16 protein-coding genes and 1 pseudogene are annotated in these 16,816 nt (G+C 42.4%); 9 read left to right on the top strand and 8 right to left on the bottom strand.

What is annotated here, in order from left to right:
• Positions 1-15: 15 nt before the first annotated feature.
• A complete protein-coding gene (gene def, locus BROSI_RS03940; protein WP_052562433.1) occupies positions 16-528 on the bottom strand; it encodes a peptide deformylase in 513 nt (170 codons plus the stop codon).
• A 203-nt stretch (positions 529-731) separates the two neighbouring features.
• On the opposite strand from def, the gene rpsT reads away from it, so the two are divergent.
• Positions 732-1,016 carry a 30S ribosomal protein S20 gene (rpsT, locus tag BROSI_RS03935; protein ID WP_052562432.1) on the top strand — a complete coding sequence of 95 codons (285 nt, stop codon included), beginning with the start codon at positions 732-734 and terminating at the stop codon, positions 1,014-1,016.
• On the opposite strand, the gene BROSI_RS03930 is transcribed toward rpsT, so the two are convergent.
• The 7 genes from BROSI_RS03930 to BROSI_RS03900 all read right to left on the bottom strand — a co-directional run bounded on the left by BROSI_RS03930 (position 1,017) and on the right by BROSI_RS03900 (position 9,460).
• Positions 1,017-1,952: a histone deacetylase family protein gene (locus tag BROSI_RS03930; RefSeq protein WP_052562431.1), complete on the bottom strand. Its 936-nt coding sequence runs from the start codon at positions 1,950-1,952 to the stop codon at positions 1,017-1,019.
• 203 nt (positions 1,953-2,155) lie between these two features.
• Positions 2,156-2,926 (bottom strand): hypothetical protein, encoded by a 771-nt coding sequence (locus BROSI_RS03925; protein WP_052562430.1) that lies wholly within the window; start codon positions 2,924-2,926, stop codon positions 2,156-2,158.
• A gap of 252 nt (positions 2,927-3,178) precedes the next feature.
• Complete coding sequence (locus tag BROSI_RS03920; protein ID WP_052562429.1) at positions 3,179-3,949, bottom strand: heavy-metal-associated domain-containing protein; 771 nt, start codon at positions 3,947-3,949, stop codon at positions 3,179-3,181.
• Positions 3,950-4,039: 90 nt separating this feature from the next.
• The gene (gene hzsC, locus BROSI_RS03915; protein ID WP_052562428.1) at positions 4,040-5,065 is read right to left on the bottom strand and encodes a hydrazine synthase subunit gamma; all 1,026 of its coding nucleotides are present in this window, start codon (positions 5,063-5,065) and stop codon (positions 4,040-4,042) included.
• 623 nt (positions 5,066-5,688) lie between these two features.
• Complete coding sequence (locus BROSI_RS03910; RefSeq protein WP_052562427.1) at positions 5,689-7,092, bottom strand: sigma-54-dependent transcriptional regulator; 1,404 nt, start codon at positions 7,090-7,092, stop codon at positions 5,689-5,691.
• Positions 7,093-7,102: 10 nt separating this feature from the next.
• Positions 7,103-9,037: a sensor histidine kinase gene (locus tag BROSI_RS03905; protein WP_052562426.1), complete on the bottom strand. Its 1,935-nt coding sequence runs from the start codon at positions 9,035-9,037 to the stop codon at positions 7,103-7,105.
• A gap of 6 nt (positions 9,038-9,043) precedes the next feature.
• Complete coding sequence (locus tag BROSI_RS03900) at positions 9,044-9,460, bottom strand: EamA family transporter (RefSeq protein WP_157842366.1); 417 nt, start codon at positions 9,458-9,460, stop codon at positions 9,044-9,046.
• A 1,077-nt stretch (positions 9,461-10,537) separates the two neighbouring features.
• Here BROSI_RS03900 and BROSI_RS19660 point away from each other — a divergent pair.
• From BROSI_RS19660 to BROSI_RS03870, 8 genes and pseudogenes are all read left to right on the top strand, one after another.
• Positions 10,538-10,714 (top strand): hypothetical protein, encoded by a 177-nt coding sequence (locus BROSI_RS19660; RefSeq protein ID WP_157842365.1) that lies wholly within the window; start codon positions 10,538-10,540, stop codon positions 10,712-10,714.
• Positions 10,711-10,905 carry a hypothetical protein gene (locus tag BROSI_RS03895; RefSeq protein WP_052562424.1) on the top strand — a complete coding sequence of 65 codons (195 nt, stop codon included), beginning with the start codon at positions 10,711-10,713 and terminating at the stop codon, positions 10,903-10,905. The genes BROSI_RS19660 and BROSI_RS03895 overlap by 4 nt, the downstream gene beginning before the upstream one ends.
• A 173-nt stretch (positions 10,906-11,078) precedes the next feature.
• Positions 11,079-11,540 carry an IS200/IS605 family transposase gene (tnpA, locus tag BROSI_RS03890; RefSeq protein ID WP_052562423.1) on the top strand — a complete coding sequence of 154 codons (462 nt, stop codon included), beginning with the start codon at positions 11,079-11,081 and terminating at the stop codon, positions 11,538-11,540.
• A 722-nt stretch (positions 11,541-12,262) separates the two neighbouring features.
• Positions 12,263-12,658, top strand: a complete 396-nt coding sequence (locus BROSI_RS03885; protein ID WP_052562422.1) for an FRG domain-containing protein — start codon at positions 12,263-12,265, stop codon at positions 12,656-12,658.
• Between the two features lie 138 nt (positions 12,659-12,796).
• Complete coding sequence (locus BROSI_RS03880; protein WP_052562406.1) at positions 12,797-13,678, top strand: Druantia anti-phage system protein DruA; 882 nt, start codon at positions 12,797-12,799, stop codon at positions 13,676-13,678.
• Entirely contained in the window at positions 13,665-15,035 is a 1,371-nt protein-coding gene (tnpC, locus tag BROSI_RS03875; RefSeq protein WP_052562421.1) for an IS66 family transposase, read from the top strand. The genes BROSI_RS03880 and tnpC overlap by 14 nt, the downstream gene beginning before the upstream one ends.
• A 306-nt stretch (positions 15,036-15,341) precedes the next feature.
• A pseudogene (locus BROSI_RS18880) lies at positions 15,342-15,479 on the top strand (type I restriction-modification system subunit M N-terminal domain-containing protein); the annotation flags it as partial.
• Between the two features lie 49 nt (positions 15,480-15,528).
• Positions 15,529-16,785 (top strand): DUF2130 domain-containing protein, encoded by a 1,257-nt coding sequence (locus BROSI_RS03870; RefSeq protein WP_052562420.1) that lies wholly within the window; start codon positions 15,529-15,531, stop codon positions 16,783-16,785.
• The last annotated feature ends 31 nt before the right edge of the window (positions 16,786-16,816 follow it).

Raw genomic sequence — 16,816 nt, 5'->3', positions numbered from 1 at the left:
AAGTGTAATTATACATCACACAGGAACATGTGTGCTTTTGTATGTCCGTTCAAACTCTTTTAACCGTTGTGATACAGCCAAACGATTTGAAGGACTCATTCTGTCGATAAAAAGTTCCCCGTTAAGATGATCCAGCTCGTGCTGCCATGCACGTGCAGCCAGCCCTTCCGCCTCTATTTCTAATTTTTGCCCTTTGAGGTTATAAGCATAAGCCTTAATTCGCTGGGACCGAATAATCTTCCCCATAATACCCGGAAAACTTAAACAACCCTCTTCTTTGTTCAACTCGCCCGTTTCTTCAACTATTGTCGGATTGATAAACACCTTTTCTTCGTGGCTATTCCCACCGGCATCAATAATGAACAGGCGGACAGACCACCCCACCTGGGGCGCTGCCAGCCCTATACCATGGGCTTGATACATCAATTCCATCATTTCTTCTGCTTTTTTGCATACTTCTTTATTAATTTCCGTAAGCGGCTTCGCCTTTTGGCGAAGTGCCGGGTCTGGATACAAGACAATATTCATGAATTTCATTTCTCTAAATTGGCTAAGGTACTGATAATACTCGCTTCACTATACTAAAAAAACAGAAAGATTGCAAGTCTCTTTCATTTTCCTGTGTTTTCCTGTTGACTTTAGGTTATGAATTCAATACATTATACGTCTTCTGGTTTTCGAATCTGATAATATTTGAATTTATTAATCTGAATGAGAGGAGCATCATAACCATGCCAACAATGAAATCGGCCAAAAAAAGGCTCAGGCAAAACATAAAGCGTAATTTGAGAAACAGGTCTCGCAAATCTGCGCTGAGAACTCAAATAAAGCATTTTTTAGGTGTTGTGAAGGAAGGGAATATTCCGTCAGCCGAAGAAAAACTCCGGCTTGCGATAAAAAAATTAGACAAAGCAGCAGCGAAGGGGATTTTACATAAAAATACTGCCAGCAGAAAGAAGTCTCGTCTGACAAAACAATTGAATAAAATAAAAACCGCGGCGCCACAAAAAAGTTAATTATGCCTGAAGCAGTGCCTTGAGGTGGGCTTCTATACATAAAGGAAGATCGGATAGATTGTAACCACCTTCAAGGCATGATACAATCCTGCCGCCGCAGCATCTATCCGCATGCTTCATAACAATTTCTGTCAGCGTACGGAAGTCCTGTATATCCAAATTCAACCCGCCAATGGTGTCTTTTCTATAGGTATCAAAACCTGCTGAGATAACGATAAATTCCGGGGCAAATTGATTTACCCGATGCTCCATGATATCCAGAAACGCTGCGATATACTCTTGAGAAGTTGTATCTGCCGGGAGAGGCATATTAATGGTAAATCCCTTGCCTTTACCCTGTCCATCTTCCTCTTTCCTTCCCGAACCAGGGTAAAATGGATACCGGTGCATGGAAAAATACAACACCGTTGGGTCACGGTAAAACGCATCCTGTGTCCCGTTTCCATGGTGAACATCCCAATCAACGATACAGATTTTTTCTAGCTGATACCTGGATTGAATGTATTTTGCTGCAATGGCTACATTATTGAAAAGGCAAAACCCCATTCCCCTTGAGGGTATTGCATGGTGACCCGGTGGACGCACGAGACAAAAGGCATTCTTCCCTTCACCTTTCATTATCAAATCTATCGCCGTTAATGGTGCCCCCGCTGCATGAACAGCGACATCATATGAGGCGGTAGAAACCACGGTATCACTATCCAGCCATCCTCCGCCGGTATCAGCGATTTGTTTGATAGCCTCAATATAGGTTTGCGGATGAATCAGGCCGATTTCCTGCATTGATGCTGCGCGGGGATTCTCCACCCTTAATTGTTCCCAGAGGTGGTTTTCTTTCAGATACCGTAGGGTGTTTTCCAGTCGCCGGGAATTTTCCGGGTGCCCAAAGCCAGTATCATGTTTTAAGAAGATTTCATCATAAATGAAGAGTGTCATAGATTTTAAACCTTATACCTGGTATTACATTTTTCGTGTTCTTCTGTGAGCGGAGGCAATGAAGTTTTGTCGGAAATGAAAGGGCTTCTAAAAAGAACCATTCCGTCTGCTCAGAATGGCTTTTTTCGTTAGTAAGGGGTTTGAAGTAATGTACGCCTCTTAGAAGCCCGATTTTAAAAACGAAGAATTTCTCAAATTTTGATCTAACCCTTATACCGGATAATCATATCATGAAGTTTCCTGAAGATTTCTTTAACAAACGAGGTATTATTAAGGAAAATATCCCAGGAGAATTGCCCGTCCTCAAAAGATTCTGCAAATTTCCGTCCCCAGCCATGATCGGAAATTGGAGTTGCCTTCTCTATCAGGTAATTTACCTGGTCATGCCGTAACATCAAAGTTGGCACACGCTCTTCTACCCTGGTAATCGTCTCAAGAGGGATGATTCCATTCCACTCCTTCGAAAAACCCTCCACAATATATGCCCTGCCATGCTTATCAAATAATTGATACCATACATGGGCAAAGGCAATCGAAGTATCCTTGTCTGTCACCCAGCCCCATACCAGGTCGCCATTAATATCCAGTCCGGAGAGATTAGAAAAAAACAGGAAGACCGAATCTTCACAATCGCCCTTTTTGCTTTGGCGAGTTTCTCCTGGTGTCTGCCAGTAGTCTGTCTTTGGTGGTTCGGCCCGGTAGTCAATATCAAAAGCTATTTCTCTATACGCCTCATAAATTTGTTCGCCGTTCTTGAAGGTGTTAATACACCATTCTTTGTAAAATAGATTGTCAGGTATGCAGCTCCCATCCGGCGAATGAGCCGTCAATGGCTTTTTTGTCCAGATATCTTCAACCGGTTTATAACCCCTTCCCGTAAGAAATAAATCGGCATACGAAACATCCGCATATGTTTCCACGCAACATATCCCCGATAAAACTAAGGTGGTTACAATCATTACCAAATGTTTCATAAATGGCTTCAGTTGCAACTCCGCTCATTTTGGATTTTGGATTGCGGATTTCTGTTTTTTGCCGATACCGTAACCCACATGCTGTAATCCACAAAACCGAATTTTAGTTACGTTTACTCTAGTTATAATACGGTAAATACTTCTTTTCAACAAGTTTTTACACTATACAGGAGGGCGAACTTAAGTTCGTCTTACTTCGTCTCTCCTTGCAAGGAGGGAAAAGAGGGTCAATTTGGTTACGGGTGCACAGCACTACGAAGTTTTCAGGACCATAAGGTCGTGTTTTACCTTTGTGTTTCCACGCTCTTCAATGGTCTTTATAAGTTTTTCTTTCGTCGTCCATCCCCGATAAAAACTAACCTTCACTTCATTGGTACCAATATCGACATCCGAACCGGACACTCCAAATATACCCAAGAGATATGCCCGCACATCGTGGGCATCAACCTCAGCCATACCCTCTGTCTCAAAGGTAATTGTGTCTATGGGCACTATAGCCTTAAATCCGTTATCTTCAAGGGTTTTGACTATCTTTCTGGCAAATCGGATCCAGCCTTCGTAATAGTTTATAGTGATGTCCTTTGTATTAAGGTCGATATTGGCTGTTGTAACTCCCGGTAGTTCATCCAGGCACTCCCTTAATCTTTTCACATCTGATTCATGTATGAAATTATCAATTTTAAAAGTAAGGTAATCGGGTAACGATGCATCATAGCCTGCATCTTTAATGGCTTTTATAATCTGTTCCTCTGTGATTGCTCCCGGGCAGAGGGTGGAAATACATATCTCAGTTTTATGAGGGCTGATATTGGCGCACTTGATCGCCTCGTTCTTTTGTAAAGTGGCTTTTAGTTGAATGGCCTCTGCAAGATCATTTACTCCCCGTAATTTTAGAGTAATGCCATCAGGCGATGAACCACCGCCACCGCATGCATAGAGCTTATTCGAAATAGTATTGAACAATACGAAACTTACGGATAATAACAATAGTAATATCGTCTTGTATTTACACGCAATCTTCATTTGCATTCCTTCCTGAAGATAGTATTTATCAAAATAGTCTTTTAATAGACTGAATGACCCGCCATATGACGGGTCATTCAATCCGGTACTTTACAACGCCTTCAGGAACTCCACCAAATCCTGCAAATCCTGAGCGCTCAGGTGTGACGTCCTTCCATGCATGTCCTTATCATTTACCGTGTTGTTGATCGTATCAATCAACGTCCTGGCGCTCCCGTCATGGAAATACGTGCCTGATGCATAGATGTCCCTCAGCGTCGGCGTATCAAATTCCTTTACCAGGTCCAACCCAATGATCGGCGTATCGCTCTCCTCGCCATAAGGATCCTCACCGGCATTCAATGCCTGCATGTTAAATACCTTACCCGGCGTTGACCTGAAACCCTTCACTCCTACACGACCGGTTCCCACATCATGGGTCTGTGCATCGCTAAACAAGGCTTTCGGATCCATTGCATCCCCCGGATGACACTCTGCACATCCCACAGCAGGGTCGTTAAATAACTTCTCACCCCTCTTTGCCGCCTCTGTCAAACTGCCATCCGCATTCCTGAACGGACTTCCCGTAAACTCCAATGCCCTGATGTAACAAATCAAAGATTCTAACCTCTCCGGCGAAAAGTTCTCGCTCCTGAACACAAACCCAGGGTCTCTTCCACACACCCTGTCCAGCGAACTTGTTGCACCTACGATTTCATCCGGATGACCCGTAAACCCTTCATGCCTGAACGGAGGCAAATACCTTCCGCCACGGATATACTTCACGTTCTTCCAGCTTCCCCATCCTTCATCTCCAAGGTCCCAGATCAAACCCGTCGTCTGTCCCCTCTCATAATGGCAGCTGGCGCATGCATACTCACCCTGCAACCCCCATGATGCATCATTGAATATGAACTGCCCGTACCTCACCAGCTCACTCTTGAATGGTGAGTGTTTTACCCGATAATGTACCTCAGGCACCGTCAATGGCTCACCCCTGGGAAGAGGCTCCCACTCCGGCCCCGTCTGGATCGTTGCTACTACCTGCGGCGTACCCGCCATCAACTCTCCAGTTGTCATCACCCCTGCTATACCAAGGGCCACAATTAAACCTAATTTTAAAGTCATTGTAAACATGTTAAACCTCCTTCACTACATAAAAAATTGCAAATCCAACAATAAGACCGACAAGAACAGTAAAACACATCATAATTTATCCTCCTTCCGCTATTTCACTCGTCTAAACAGTTCCTCCGGAACCACCTCCTTTCATTCGGGTTTAATTTCCCTTCTATTCTCTGTCGTAGGTAAATATCTGGTTTATAGAATTAGCAATGAGAGTGCCAGGTTAAATTCACGTGGGTATGTAGTTCTATAACTATTTATAAATTCATACCTTAAGGAGATTCAAAACAAAGTTGTTTGTTTTTTTAGAAATCGGTAACACTTGAAATTTGACTAGGGTAAGTCTGGAATGCTTCCCGGGAAGAATAAATTTTGTATTAAGCCTTGAAAATATAAGACTTAGAATAGTGCCTAAATGTGGGCACTATCTCGCCCATTCACTGGCAGGAGCTTTCTTTTAATGTATAGTTTACCACAGAGGACGCAGAGAACACGGAGAAAATAAAAGAAAGAATACTTCATTTTATTATCATAGTTCTGCTCAGTCTGAATGGGATAATGCTTTAACCGGACAATGTATTGAATCTGTGAATAGTGTCGACGAAAAAATGGAATGGGATTGCAGCTATGCGGCACTATGTCTGTTCAGTGGCGGGGATATGGGTTTTTGTTATGTTATACTTCACGAGCTTATTTTGAAGTGTAGTACGAGGTATCCGCAATATCTCTGACATGCGCACCTGGTTACCGTTTGTCTTCTGATATGCCCACAAAAGGAGCTTTCTTTCAGCTTCACTAAGGGTCTCCTGCAGGTCCAGGGAGTCAATCGTAGAAAGTTCGACAGGAAATATACCAGAAGAGGTCTCTCCCTGCGTTAAATTTTGTGGGAGATTTTTTGAGAGAATTGCACCAGAGGTGCAAAACGCCACGGCATGTTCCACAGCGTTTTCTAATTCCCGGATGTTTCCCGGCCAATTATACAATAACAACAAATGAAGCGCTTCCTGAGATATTGAATTAATTACGACACGTTGCTGTGCGGCATATTTTTTCATAAAGTAATTTACCAGGAGCGGTATATCTTCCTTCCTTTCCCTTAAGGGTGGAAGATGAAGAGTGACTACATGGAGCCGATAATACAGGTCTTCACGAAACCGCCCTTCCTGGACAAGCTTTTTCAGGTCTTTTTTGGTTGCGCAGATAACGCGGACATTGACGGGAATCGTTTCTTCCCCTCCAACGCGTTCAAATTCCCGTTCCTGAAGGACTCGCAGGAGTTTCACCTGCATTTCTAATGGAATATCATCTACATCATCGAGAAATATCGTGCCCCCATCGGCGAGTTCAAAACGGCCTCGCCTCGTTTTTATCGCGCCGGTAAAAGAACCCTTCTCATGTCCAAAGAGTTCGCTTTCCAGGATTTCCTTGTTTAAAGAGGCGCAACTGAGCTTTATAAAAGGCCCATTCCGCCGGTTACTATTGTAATGAATAGCCCCTGCTGTAAGTTCCTTTCCGGTACCGCTCTCTCCTTGAATAAGGATTGTGGTATCACGATTGGACACCGTGTTTATAATTTCAAACACGTGCTTCATAGCATCGCTCTTTCCGATCATATTATCATAACCGTATTGGCTCAGTACCTGCTGTTTTAGTAAGATGTTCTCTGCAACCACATCTTTGTGTTTGAGTGCCTTCCTGAGTTTAATCAGTAATTCTTCCAGGGAAAAAGGCTTTGTCACGTAGTCATATGCCCCTTCTTTCATCGCTAGAACCGCATTTTCAATGGAACCATAGGCAGTCATGATGATAACAATGGTATCCGGAGATAACTTTTTTATTTCCTTCAAAAATTCTATACCATCTATCTTAGGCAGTCGTACATCGGTTATTACCGCATCGAAGTTTGTTGATTGTAGTACCTTGAGACCTTCAATGGCATTTGACAGGCAAGCGACGGCATATCCCTCTTTCACCAATTTGTCTTCAAGGGATACACGCATAAGTTTTTCATCGTCAACAATAAGTATTTTGCTTTTCATTTGAAAATGTTCACTCTCCTCTGCGACTGGGAAGGCATACCAGAAAGGTAGTCCCTTCCCCCACGTGACTTTCTATACGGATTTCCCCGCCGTGATCCTCGATAATCCTCTTCGATATTGCCAATCCCATCCCCAGCCCTTTTTCACCTTCTTTGTTCTTCGTGGTAAAAAAGGGCTCGAAAATCTTATCCATAATTTCTCCCTGGATACCGCATCCGGTGTCACTAATATAAACGGTAACACACCCTTCATGTCTCTTGCAAGTATCTGTCTTTATGGTCAGTGTTCCCCCGTCTGGCATACTCTCAAGGGCATTAACCATCATATTGATGAATACCATAGAGACGTGATCCACATCTATGAAAACCATGGGAAGGGATTCGTTAAGTTCTTTATGAATACGTACAAGGCTGGGTTCAATCCTGTGCTCTACAAACTCAAGAGAATTATTTATGACCACGTTAATATTGTTTTCAGAAATACGAAGTGTATAGGGTCGGGAAAATGTTAAAAGACGTTTTACAATCAACTCAACCCGCTTCAGTCCTTCCAGCATAAGAGTGGCGTACTTCTTTGTTTGCGGGACATTTTCCGGTTCATGTTCAATCATGCTGGCAAAATTCTGCAAACCACCTAACGGGTTATTGATTTCATGGGCCACCTCGGCTGCAAGCTCACCTACCGCAGCGAGTCGCTCGGCTCGCAGCAACTGGGCCGTTCGTTCCTCCACCTTTTGTTCCAGATTTGAATATGACTCTTTCAGTTTTGCAGCCATGTGATTAAATTCTTTGGCAAGAAGACCCACCTCATTCTCCGATAGAATCGATATACGATGGTCAAGATTTCCTGAACCAATAGCCTTCGCCCCCTGCGCCAGTTGTAACAGAGGTTGCGTAATACGATTGGTGAATGAAACGCCAAGAGCAATGACAACGGTAATACAAACAAAGATCAGCACGACAACGCGGTTTTTCAGTTTTTCAACCGGGGCAAATGCCTCTGTTAAATCCTGTTTTGCCACAAGTCCCCAATTGAGAACGGGGATGTGCCGGTAGGCAGAAAGTACGGGAACATTCCTGTAGTCTACAGATTCTTTAATCCCTTCTTCGCCACCGGAGCTTAACACCGAAGGGATATCCAGGGTAGAATGGATGGGGCTGATAAATTGCAAGGCCGCTCCCTCCTTGTGACGAAGGTCATTTAAATAGACAATGGTATTCCCTTCTCTCCTCACCAGGAGTGTTTCTCCTGTTGTTCCCATTCCTGGCCAGTTGCGAATCACCGGTTCAACGCTGTTTTTCACATTAACATCCAATAATATGGCGCCAATGATAATATCGCTGCTTTCCAGGGTAATGGTATCTGTCATGCAAACCGGGCAAAAATACGTCATACAATTCTGGTCGGTCAGTTCAGAGGTGTAGATATCCTTCACGGCTACCTCTTTTTTCCCGAGGGTATCTATATAACTGCCAAACGAGCTCAGGGTTTTACCCACGATCCCGGGGTATGTGGATATAACCACCTCTCCATTTGCACCGTCTATTATAGAGATAACGTTGTAATGTTTATAAAACTGCTTCAGGACATGAAGATTGTCTAAAATCCGTTCATAATTTATACGGCCGGCTTCTGATTTTCTCAACTCATCGATACTTTCAAATCTTCTCCTCTGCTGTAAAAGGCTTGTTGCTGCCGCAGCAAGCACCTTGTTGCGGGCAATTACCGAGGTATCGGTCAACCGCTCTTCCAGCCAATTGTTCAGCTCACTTTTTTTCAGGTCAGCAATGGAGGTCAGTTGTTCGATCATCCGCTGCTCAATGGCGCTCTTACTACTGTAATATTCCACGACACAAACAAACAATAACGGAACGGTGGTTAAAAGACAGATATAAGAGATGAGTTGTATCTTAATACTTTTGAAGATGTTTCTGTAATAATTCATAAAAAACTATTTTAAGAGCAATATCCCGCCTAAAATAAGTAACATACCTGCTACCTTGGACAGAGTCACCTCCTCGCCCAGGAAAATCCAACCCAAAAGAAATGTAAATAACGGGTAACAGCTTGTAATGGGAATAACCCTTGATATCTCACCCATCTTGAGCGCCTTGTAAAATACCAATTGTGCTACAACACCCGCCAGAATACCAGCAAAGATAAGAAAGAAAATCGATTTAACCCCCATCTTCCCAAAGGATGGAAACTGAGGGGTAAAAGCGATAAGGATTACAACACCCAGAAAAACGCCTGAACATCTTACCATGTACGCTGCAGTGGGTTCAACAGACGAGAGTCCTACCTTTTCCAGAAAAGGCACGAATCCCCAAATAAAGGCTGTAAGTAAGGCAAGGAAAAATGTTTCCATGAAAGTACTCCAAAAATAGGTGGCTTTTCTCATATAATTAAAATTATTGAGCCACGAATTAACGCCGATAAGGATACATACAAGAAATGTGCGGTGTAAAGTCACATGATTATATGAAAACCAAGGAAAAATTTCTTTAACAATATTTTCATGGCCTTTTCGATGTCTTGATGTATTTTGTCCTCTCATGATTTTACCAGTATTTTTCAGGCATTCAAGACAATTTGAAGCTTGTATGTTTTCATCAAATCTGATATGTTTTTATGACGAGGATATGCCTCGGCGAAACTCAAATACCTGAATAACGAAAACCTTCCCTTTGCGTGTGAAAGTACAGAGAAGTTTTCTATAATCATTATACACCTTCGGTGTTTCGTACATAAAAAGGTGGGGTATGCTTGATGTATAGCAAAAAGCCGATGTTTTTTCTGAAAATCAAACTGAATTTTTTGTGTTTACTCCAGCAAACAGTAAAACCTGATTTGTTAAGCTATAACTGCACCCAATAGATCGTGGTAAGACCGAAATATGCTGAGCGAGTGCCGTCAAGTGCGCACCTCATAAAGAAAAAGTGGGGTATGCACTTAACGACACCTGGTAGCATATGTAGTATAGAAGACCGCAACCGAAATACAAGATATAAGGGTAGGTGTCATCAAGTACGTACTCCATTAAAGAAAATCTAGCAGCCAAGCCCGAAGGGCTGATATGCTTATAGCAAAATGAGAAAAGGGAATTAACAAACCCTGAAAGGGTGATATAAATATGATGGACGGAAAACAAATGCCTCTCTGTTGTGAAGTTGGGGGCGGTGTGTAAAATTTTTCAGGGATATGGCTTTCCAATCATTATGCAAGGGAAATCAAAAGGTAAATTTCCATTCTATAAAAGTCGGGGATATTTCAAGAAATGATCGAGCAGGTATCAGTATTTAGAATTTTGTGAAAATTATAGGCATTTGAAGGAGAGCTGGATGAGTAAAACCCAAAAGACGAACCGGTATCAAAACTCCTGGAGAGGATAAAGGCAGAAAGGGAGAAGGATGAGGCGCTGAAGAAAAAATCCCGAAGGGATGACATGACTATAGGTAAAAACCGTAACACCATATCCAACCTCGAAGGGGTGAAATACAACGGCAATATCACCCCTTCGGGGTTAAAAAATATTCTCTTACTGATATGCTATAATAATAACATCCCTTTGGGATTAGAAAACCATTGCTTGAAATATGTGAAGGCGCTTCTCCGTTTGTGATAATTCTAGAAGAAACTACTGCCCAAAGCTTGCAGCAAAGCGAAGCCCTACGGCAAAGCATTTTGAAAAAGATATTTGAAAGAAAACTGGTAGAACAAAACATTAAAGATGAACCGGCATTAAAACTCTTGAAGTGGATAAAGTCAGACAGGGAGAGGGTGATGCGAAGAATGAGACGCGAAAGAAAATAAATCCCGAAGGGATGATATGATTATAGGTAAAGACCATAACACAAAATCCAACCCCTAAGGGGTGAAATAGAATGACGAGCCGAAAATATATCACCCCTTCGGGGTTCAGAAATAATTGCGCAACGGTATTGTTATAAAAATAACATCCCTTTGGGATTAAAAGGGGGAATTCTATGGCAGGCACATTTTCACAAGTTTACATCCAAGTTGTCTTCACGGTAAAAGGATGGGAAAATCTCATTCGTAAGGAATGGAAAGAGGAATTGCATAAATACATTGCCGGCGTCATCAAAGGCAAAGAACAAAAGCCAATCATTGTCAATGGCATGCCTGACCATATTCATGCTTTTGTCGGGTTGCGACCGACTATGGCTATTTCCGATTTGGTTCGTGATATCAAAAACAATTCATCCAATTTTATCAATGAGAAAAGATTAGTGAAAGGGAAATTTTCCTGGCAGGAAGGATATGGCGCATTTTCATATTCTCATTCACACATTCAGAATGTTTACGATTACATATTGAATCAAGAGGAGCATCACTGCAAAAAAACCTTCCGGGAGGAGTATATTGACTTTTTAAAGAAATTTGAAATTGACTATAATGAAAAATATTTATTTGAATGGATGGAGTAATATTTCCACCACTGACTGAGTTACGATGGATTATCGATATGAGCAGTAAATAATACACAAACCAGAAGATGTACAATAAAATGACGGTAACGATAATATATCACCCCTTCGGGGTTTAAAAATATTTCACGATGATATTGCTATAATAATTACATCCCTTCGGGATTAAAAAACCATTGCTTGAAATATGTGAAGGTGCTTCTCTGTTTGCGGTAATTCTGGAAGAAACTACTGCCCCAAAGCTTACAACAAAGCGAAGCCCTACGCCAAAGCATTTTAAAAAAGATATTTGAAGGAAAACTGGTAGAACAAAACATTAAAGAAGAACCGGCGTTAAAACTCTTGAAGTGGATAAAGTCAGACAGGGAGAGGGTGATGCGAAGAATGAGACGCGAAAGAAAACAATCCCGAAGGGATGACATGATTATAGGTAAAAACCGTAACACCATATCCAACCCCGAAGGGGTGAAATACAACGGCAATATCACCCCTTAGGGGTTAAAAACCATTGTTAAAAAATGGAAAGTAATCTCTCGGTTTGTGGTAAATTAGATGAAACCATAACTTCCAGCTTGCTGGAAAACGAAACCCTGTGACAGATCATTTAAAAAAGTATTTGAGGAAAAAAACATAATTTAATGATCAAATATGAAAGAAATTAAAATAGAATCATTCTCTCACTTTATACGGACAATCGAAAAAAATGTTCGTCAGACGATTTCTTGTACAGAGGTCAAAACATTGATTGGCCACTACGACCTAAAGTGGGGCGTTTAGTCGAAGATGGGCTAATAAGAGATAAAAGTATTAATATAGAAAAACTTGAAAAAAAACTACTTGAAACATTTAAAAGATTTTCTAAACCACACATTAGTGAGTTGCCACATAATAAATTCCAATTATTGGCACTAGCTCGGCATCATGGGCTACTCACAAGATTGCTGGACCGGACAAGTAGCCCGCTGGTAGCACTATGGTTTACAGTAGAAAAACCATGCGAGAATGATTATGGTGTCGTTTGGGCATTCAAACCAATAGTGTCTGATTATCTAAAAAACGCAAAGAAGAAGGAAGATAAGCTTTCCTCTATAAAAAAAACTATAATCGTAACACTTTAGTTCTTTGAAAAATTAACAAGCGATTTTATAGGCCAACCCAGAAGGCGTTTTTACCGTAAGAGCGTTAAAACGCAAAAAAACGCTGGCGTCAGTTTGCCATTTATGGTATAAAGGGCTTCAGAGAAAAGGAATCTGATTATGAAGCCTATCCTATTCCACTACCGTTCACGAGAACTGCATGCAGACGATATAGCCTTTATCAAGGCTCTCACTGAGCGTCATTTTCTCAGAGGGCGAAGTTATATTTCCCGTGAACTCTGCAAGAGTTGGAACTGGATGCAGCCCAATGGCAAGTTGAAAGAATACGCAGCACGAGACCTCCTTCTGAGATTGGAAGAGCAGGGATTGGTTTCGCTTCCGCCACGAATACGGCCGAAAAACAATCTCAAACCCAAGGTCTTTGATCAGATGCCCCTTTTCGTCAAAAGAACACTGGAAGGTGCCATCACCGAGTATGAAACCCCGACGGTCCAGGTGGTAAGAGACCATCAAGAGAGGTACCTCTGGGGTTATCTCCTTCATCACTACCACTACCTCGGATGTCCCCGGCTTGTTGGCGAACACATCAGGCACATCGTACATATCGGCAACCAGGTCGTTGCCTGTCTTGGATGGGCAAGTGCCGCATGGAAGGTCAAAGACCGTGATCGTTTCATCGGATGGGATGAGTCTACCAAACGGATACACTTGCATTTGATTGCAAGTAACGTGCGATTTCTCATTCCACCCTGGGTTATGATCAAACACCTTGCATCCAAGGTATTATCCCTCGCCCTGAGGCGTTTGTCACATGACTGGAAATCCGTCTATGGCCATCCCGTGTATTTGGCTGAAACCTTTGTTGATACCGCACGGTTTCAAGGCACCTGCTACCAGGCAGCCAATTGGATTCGTGTTGGGAAAACCCAAGGGAATGCAAAACGGGGCAATCGCTATCAGTATCATGGACAGCCTAAGGAACTCTACCTCTATCCTCTTGAGAGAAACTTCCGGAGGTTTCTTGCTCATGACCAGGGATGAAGCCATAGCCATTTTAGAGATGGACAGAGAGGATGCGATTCAGGCCATCCTGATACTGGCCGAGAAAGCAGAGAACTATGACAGACTCTGCGATAAACCGAGTCCAACCACCCCGTCCGGCATGACACCCTCTTATCTCAAGCCCGCAGGCAAAAGGAAAAGACGGCCTTGTGGCAGGAAACACGGACATAAGGGGATTTCCCGGAAACGGCCGGAAAAAATAACTGCCTATCAGACACATACCCTCAAGAGTTGTCCTGATTGCCACCAGCCACTGCAAAATCCGGTAAGAACGTATAAGCGATACATCGAAGATATCCCACAGATTGATCCGGTCGTGACTGAACATACGGTTCATGGTTCCTGGTGTTCTTGTTGTAGAAAGATTGTCCAGCCTACGGTCACAGACGCGTTGCCAAATGCCCGACTCGGATTGCGCCTCGTTGTCTTTACCGCCTGGCTTCATTACTTAGTCGGCATAAGTATAAACAATATCGTAAAGATGGTTTCCGTATTTTTCAACTTTCACATAAGCGCCGGTGGTTTAACCCAGGCTTGGAAGTCCCTTGCAACACTCCTGGAATCACGGTATAACGATATTGGACAAAAAGTCTCCGCAAGTGCCGTTTTACACGCAGATGAAACAGGGTGGCGGTTGAACGGGAAAACCCATTGGTTATGGTGTTTTACCACCAAAACCCTCTGCTACTACCTCATAACACGCAATCGGGGGTCGCCTGTCATAGAAAAGTTCTTAGGCAGACTATTCAAGGGCATCCTGATTTGTGACTTCTGGGGCGCTTATAACAAGATAAACGCACTGGCAAAGCAGCGGTGTTTCTATCATCTGTTCACGGAACTGGTAAAAGTCGACACATACAATCGGTCAATTCCATGGAAAGCTTTCCGGAAAAAACTCTCTCGTGTGCTCAAAGACGCATTGCGGTTATCGGAGGAAAAGAACCATTTGAGTCCAGAATGCTTTCTTCGGTTGAAAAAGAGATTACATTATCGGCTTGAACAGTTTTTGATAACACCCTATCAGGATAAAGACGCACAAAGACTGATCAAACGTCTGAATCGCCATAAAGAGGAACTCTTTACGTTCCTGGAACATGAGGGCGTGAGTCCCTATAATAACCATGCTGAGCAACAGATGCGAAAGCCGGTATTGACTCGAAAGATCTCACAACAAAATCGTTCTGCTCAAGGTGCGAATACCCAGGCTATCCTTATGACATTGCTTCGCTCTGCGGAATTACAAGGTGCTAATCCCGTTGAAAACCTTCTGGCAATTGCCAAAAACGCCCTGACGGTAAAAACGCCTTCTGGGTTGGCCTATAAAATCGCTTGTTAATTTTTCAAAGAACTAAAGTGTTACCTATAATCTTTCAACCAGAACTTATTTCTCCAAGAATTATTTCACAAAATGGATGGTTTTCCGTTCATGCTTTTTCTGAGCGTAAGGATAAATTTACGAGCTTTGATAAAATTAAAAGATATAAAGACACTTGATTAAATTTACAATTGATAAAAGCTTATTTAAAGATATTAGGCATTCTTTAGATAGATGTGGAATAAATCAAAGTACAATGTATCCGGGGCTTGATGGTGTAGCAGGTTATTCCTCTTGGAAATATACGTTATTAAAAGATGAATTATGATGAATACAAGTTCACTAGTCAGTAAGATATGGAGCTTCTGCCACACCCTACGGGATGATGGCGTAGGCTATGGCGATTATTTAGAGCAACTCACATATATGCCGTTCCTGAAGATGGCAGATGAGTTTTCCAAACCGGGATAAAATGAAAGAGGCACAATACTTGTACATGCTTTAGGATAACGATATGTCAGATCAAACGATAACATGCCCCTATTGCGGTAAAGAGATACCATTAACTGAAACGCTCTCTCATCAGATAAAAGAAGGGCTTCGAAAAGAGTTCGAACTGAAATCACGGGATAGAGAATTAGAGCTTGCCAAACGTGAGAAGATACTTGCAGAAGAGAAGAAAATTCTGGAAGACTCACAGAAGGCAATTGACCAGCAGGTCTCCCAGAGATTGCAGGCCGAAAGAGAAAAGCTAAAGCAAGAGGCTAGAAAAGAGATTGAGAACGCCATTCAGGTTAAGTTAAAAGATTTGCAGGAACAGAATAATGAAAAAGAGGTGAAAATTGCCGAGGCCCAAAAGGCCGAGTTAGAATTTCGCAAGAAGATACGCGAGTTAGAAGAATTGAGAAAGAACCAGGAACTCGAAATAACCAGAAAGCTTGACGAAGAGCGCAAGCTGATCTTTGAAAAAGCAAGAAAAGAAGCGGAGGAAGAAAATCGCCTAAAACTCCTGGAAAAAGAGAAACAACTGGAAGACACCAAAAAGGCCCTTGATGAAGCCAAACGCAAGGCACATCAGGGTTCCATACAAACCCAGGGGGAGGTGCTGGAGTTGGATTTGGAATCCCTTTTAAGGACCCAATTTCCGGTTGATGAAATCCAACCGGTACCCAAAGGAATTAAGGGGGCTGATATTGCGCAAAAAGTCCATAACCGGAGTGGCCATTATTGCGGCACCATTCTATGGGAATCAAAGCATACGAAGGCCTGGAATGACGGCTGGCTATCAAAACTGAAAGACGACCAAAGAGAGGTAAAGGCAGAAATTGCCGTTCTGGTGACAGAAACCCTGCCCATGGAAGTAGAAAGTTTTGGACAAATAGAGGGGGTGTGGGTCACGAGTTCTTTATTGTCAACTGCCCTGGCGTCAGTTTTACGGACGAGTTTAATAGAGTTGGCACAACACAAATTATCCATTGTCGGTAAAAGTGAAAAGATGGAGGTACTTTACAATTATTTGTCAGGACCGGAATTCCGGCAAAGAATTGAGGCAATCGTGGAATCCTTTAAATCTATGAAAGAAGATCTGGATCAGGAAAAAAGGGCAATGATAAAAATATGGGCAAAGAGAGAAAAACAGATTGAAAGGATAGTCAATAATACCGTCGGTATGTATGGCGATATAGAAGGTATTATTGGCGCATCTCTGCCACACATCAAGAGTCTAGAACTGACCAATGGGGCAGAGCCTCTTAAAAGAGATGATATCTGATAGTGAGTCTCATGAAAGGTTTCTATAAATA

It is taken from the genome of Candidatus Brocadia sinica JPN1, from assembly GCF_000949635.1.
GTDB lineage: Bacteria > Planctomycetota > Brocadiia > Brocadiales > Brocadiaceae > Brocadia > Brocadia sinica.
This window is presented reverse-complemented; position numbering and strand designations above follow the sequence as displayed.

Coding starts and splice junctions, on each gene's coding strand:
- def (WP_052562433.1), bottom strand. CDS start 528: ATGAATATTGTCTTGTATCCAGACCCGGCACTTCGCCAAAAGGCGAAG.
- rpsT (WP_052562432.1), top strand. CDS start 732: ATGCCAACAATGAAATCGGCCAAAAAAAGGCTCAGGCAAAACATAAAG.
- BROSI_RS03930 (WP_052562431.1), bottom strand. CDS start 1,952: ATGACACTCTTCATTTATGATGAAATCTTCTTAAAACATGATACTGGC.
- BROSI_RS03925 (WP_052562430.1), bottom strand. CDS start 2,926: ATGAAACATTTGGTAATGATTGTAACCACCTTAGTTTTATCGGGGATA.
- BROSI_RS03920 (WP_052562429.1), bottom strand. CDS start 3,949: ATGAAGATTGCGTGTAAATACAAGACGATATTACTATTGTTATTATCC.
- hzsC (WP_052562428.1), bottom strand. CDS start 5,065: ATGTTTACAATGACTTTAAAATTAGGTTTAATTGTGGCCCTTGGTATA.
- BROSI_RS03910 (WP_052562427.1), bottom strand. CDS start 7,092: ATGAAAAGCAAAATACTTATTGTTGACGATGAAAAACTTATGCGTGTA.
- BROSI_RS03905 (WP_052562426.1), bottom strand. CDS start 9,037: ATGAATTATTACAGAAACATCTTCAAAAGTATTAAGATACAACTCATC.
- BROSI_RS03900 (WP_157842366.1), bottom strand. CDS start 9,460: ATGGAAACATTTTTCCTTGCCTTACTTACAGCCTTTATTTGGGGATTC.
- BROSI_RS19660 (WP_157842365.1), top strand. CDS start 10,538: ATGACTATAGGTAAAAACCGTAACACCATATCCAACCTCGAAGGGGTG.
- tnpA (WP_052562423.1), top strand. CDS start 11,079: ATGGCAGGCACATTTTCACAAGTTTACATCCAAGTTGTCTTCACGGTA.
- BROSI_RS03880 (WP_052562406.1), top strand. CDS start 12,797: ATGAAGCCTATCCTATTCCACTACCGTTCACGAGAACTGCATGCAGAC.
- tnpC (WP_052562421.1), top strand. CDS start 13,665: ATGACCAGGGATGAAGCCATAGCCATTTTAGAGATGGACAGAGAGGAT.
- BROSI_RS03870 (WP_052562420.1), top strand. CDS start 15,529: ATGTCAGATCAAACGATAACATGCCCCTATTGCGGTAAAGAGATACCA.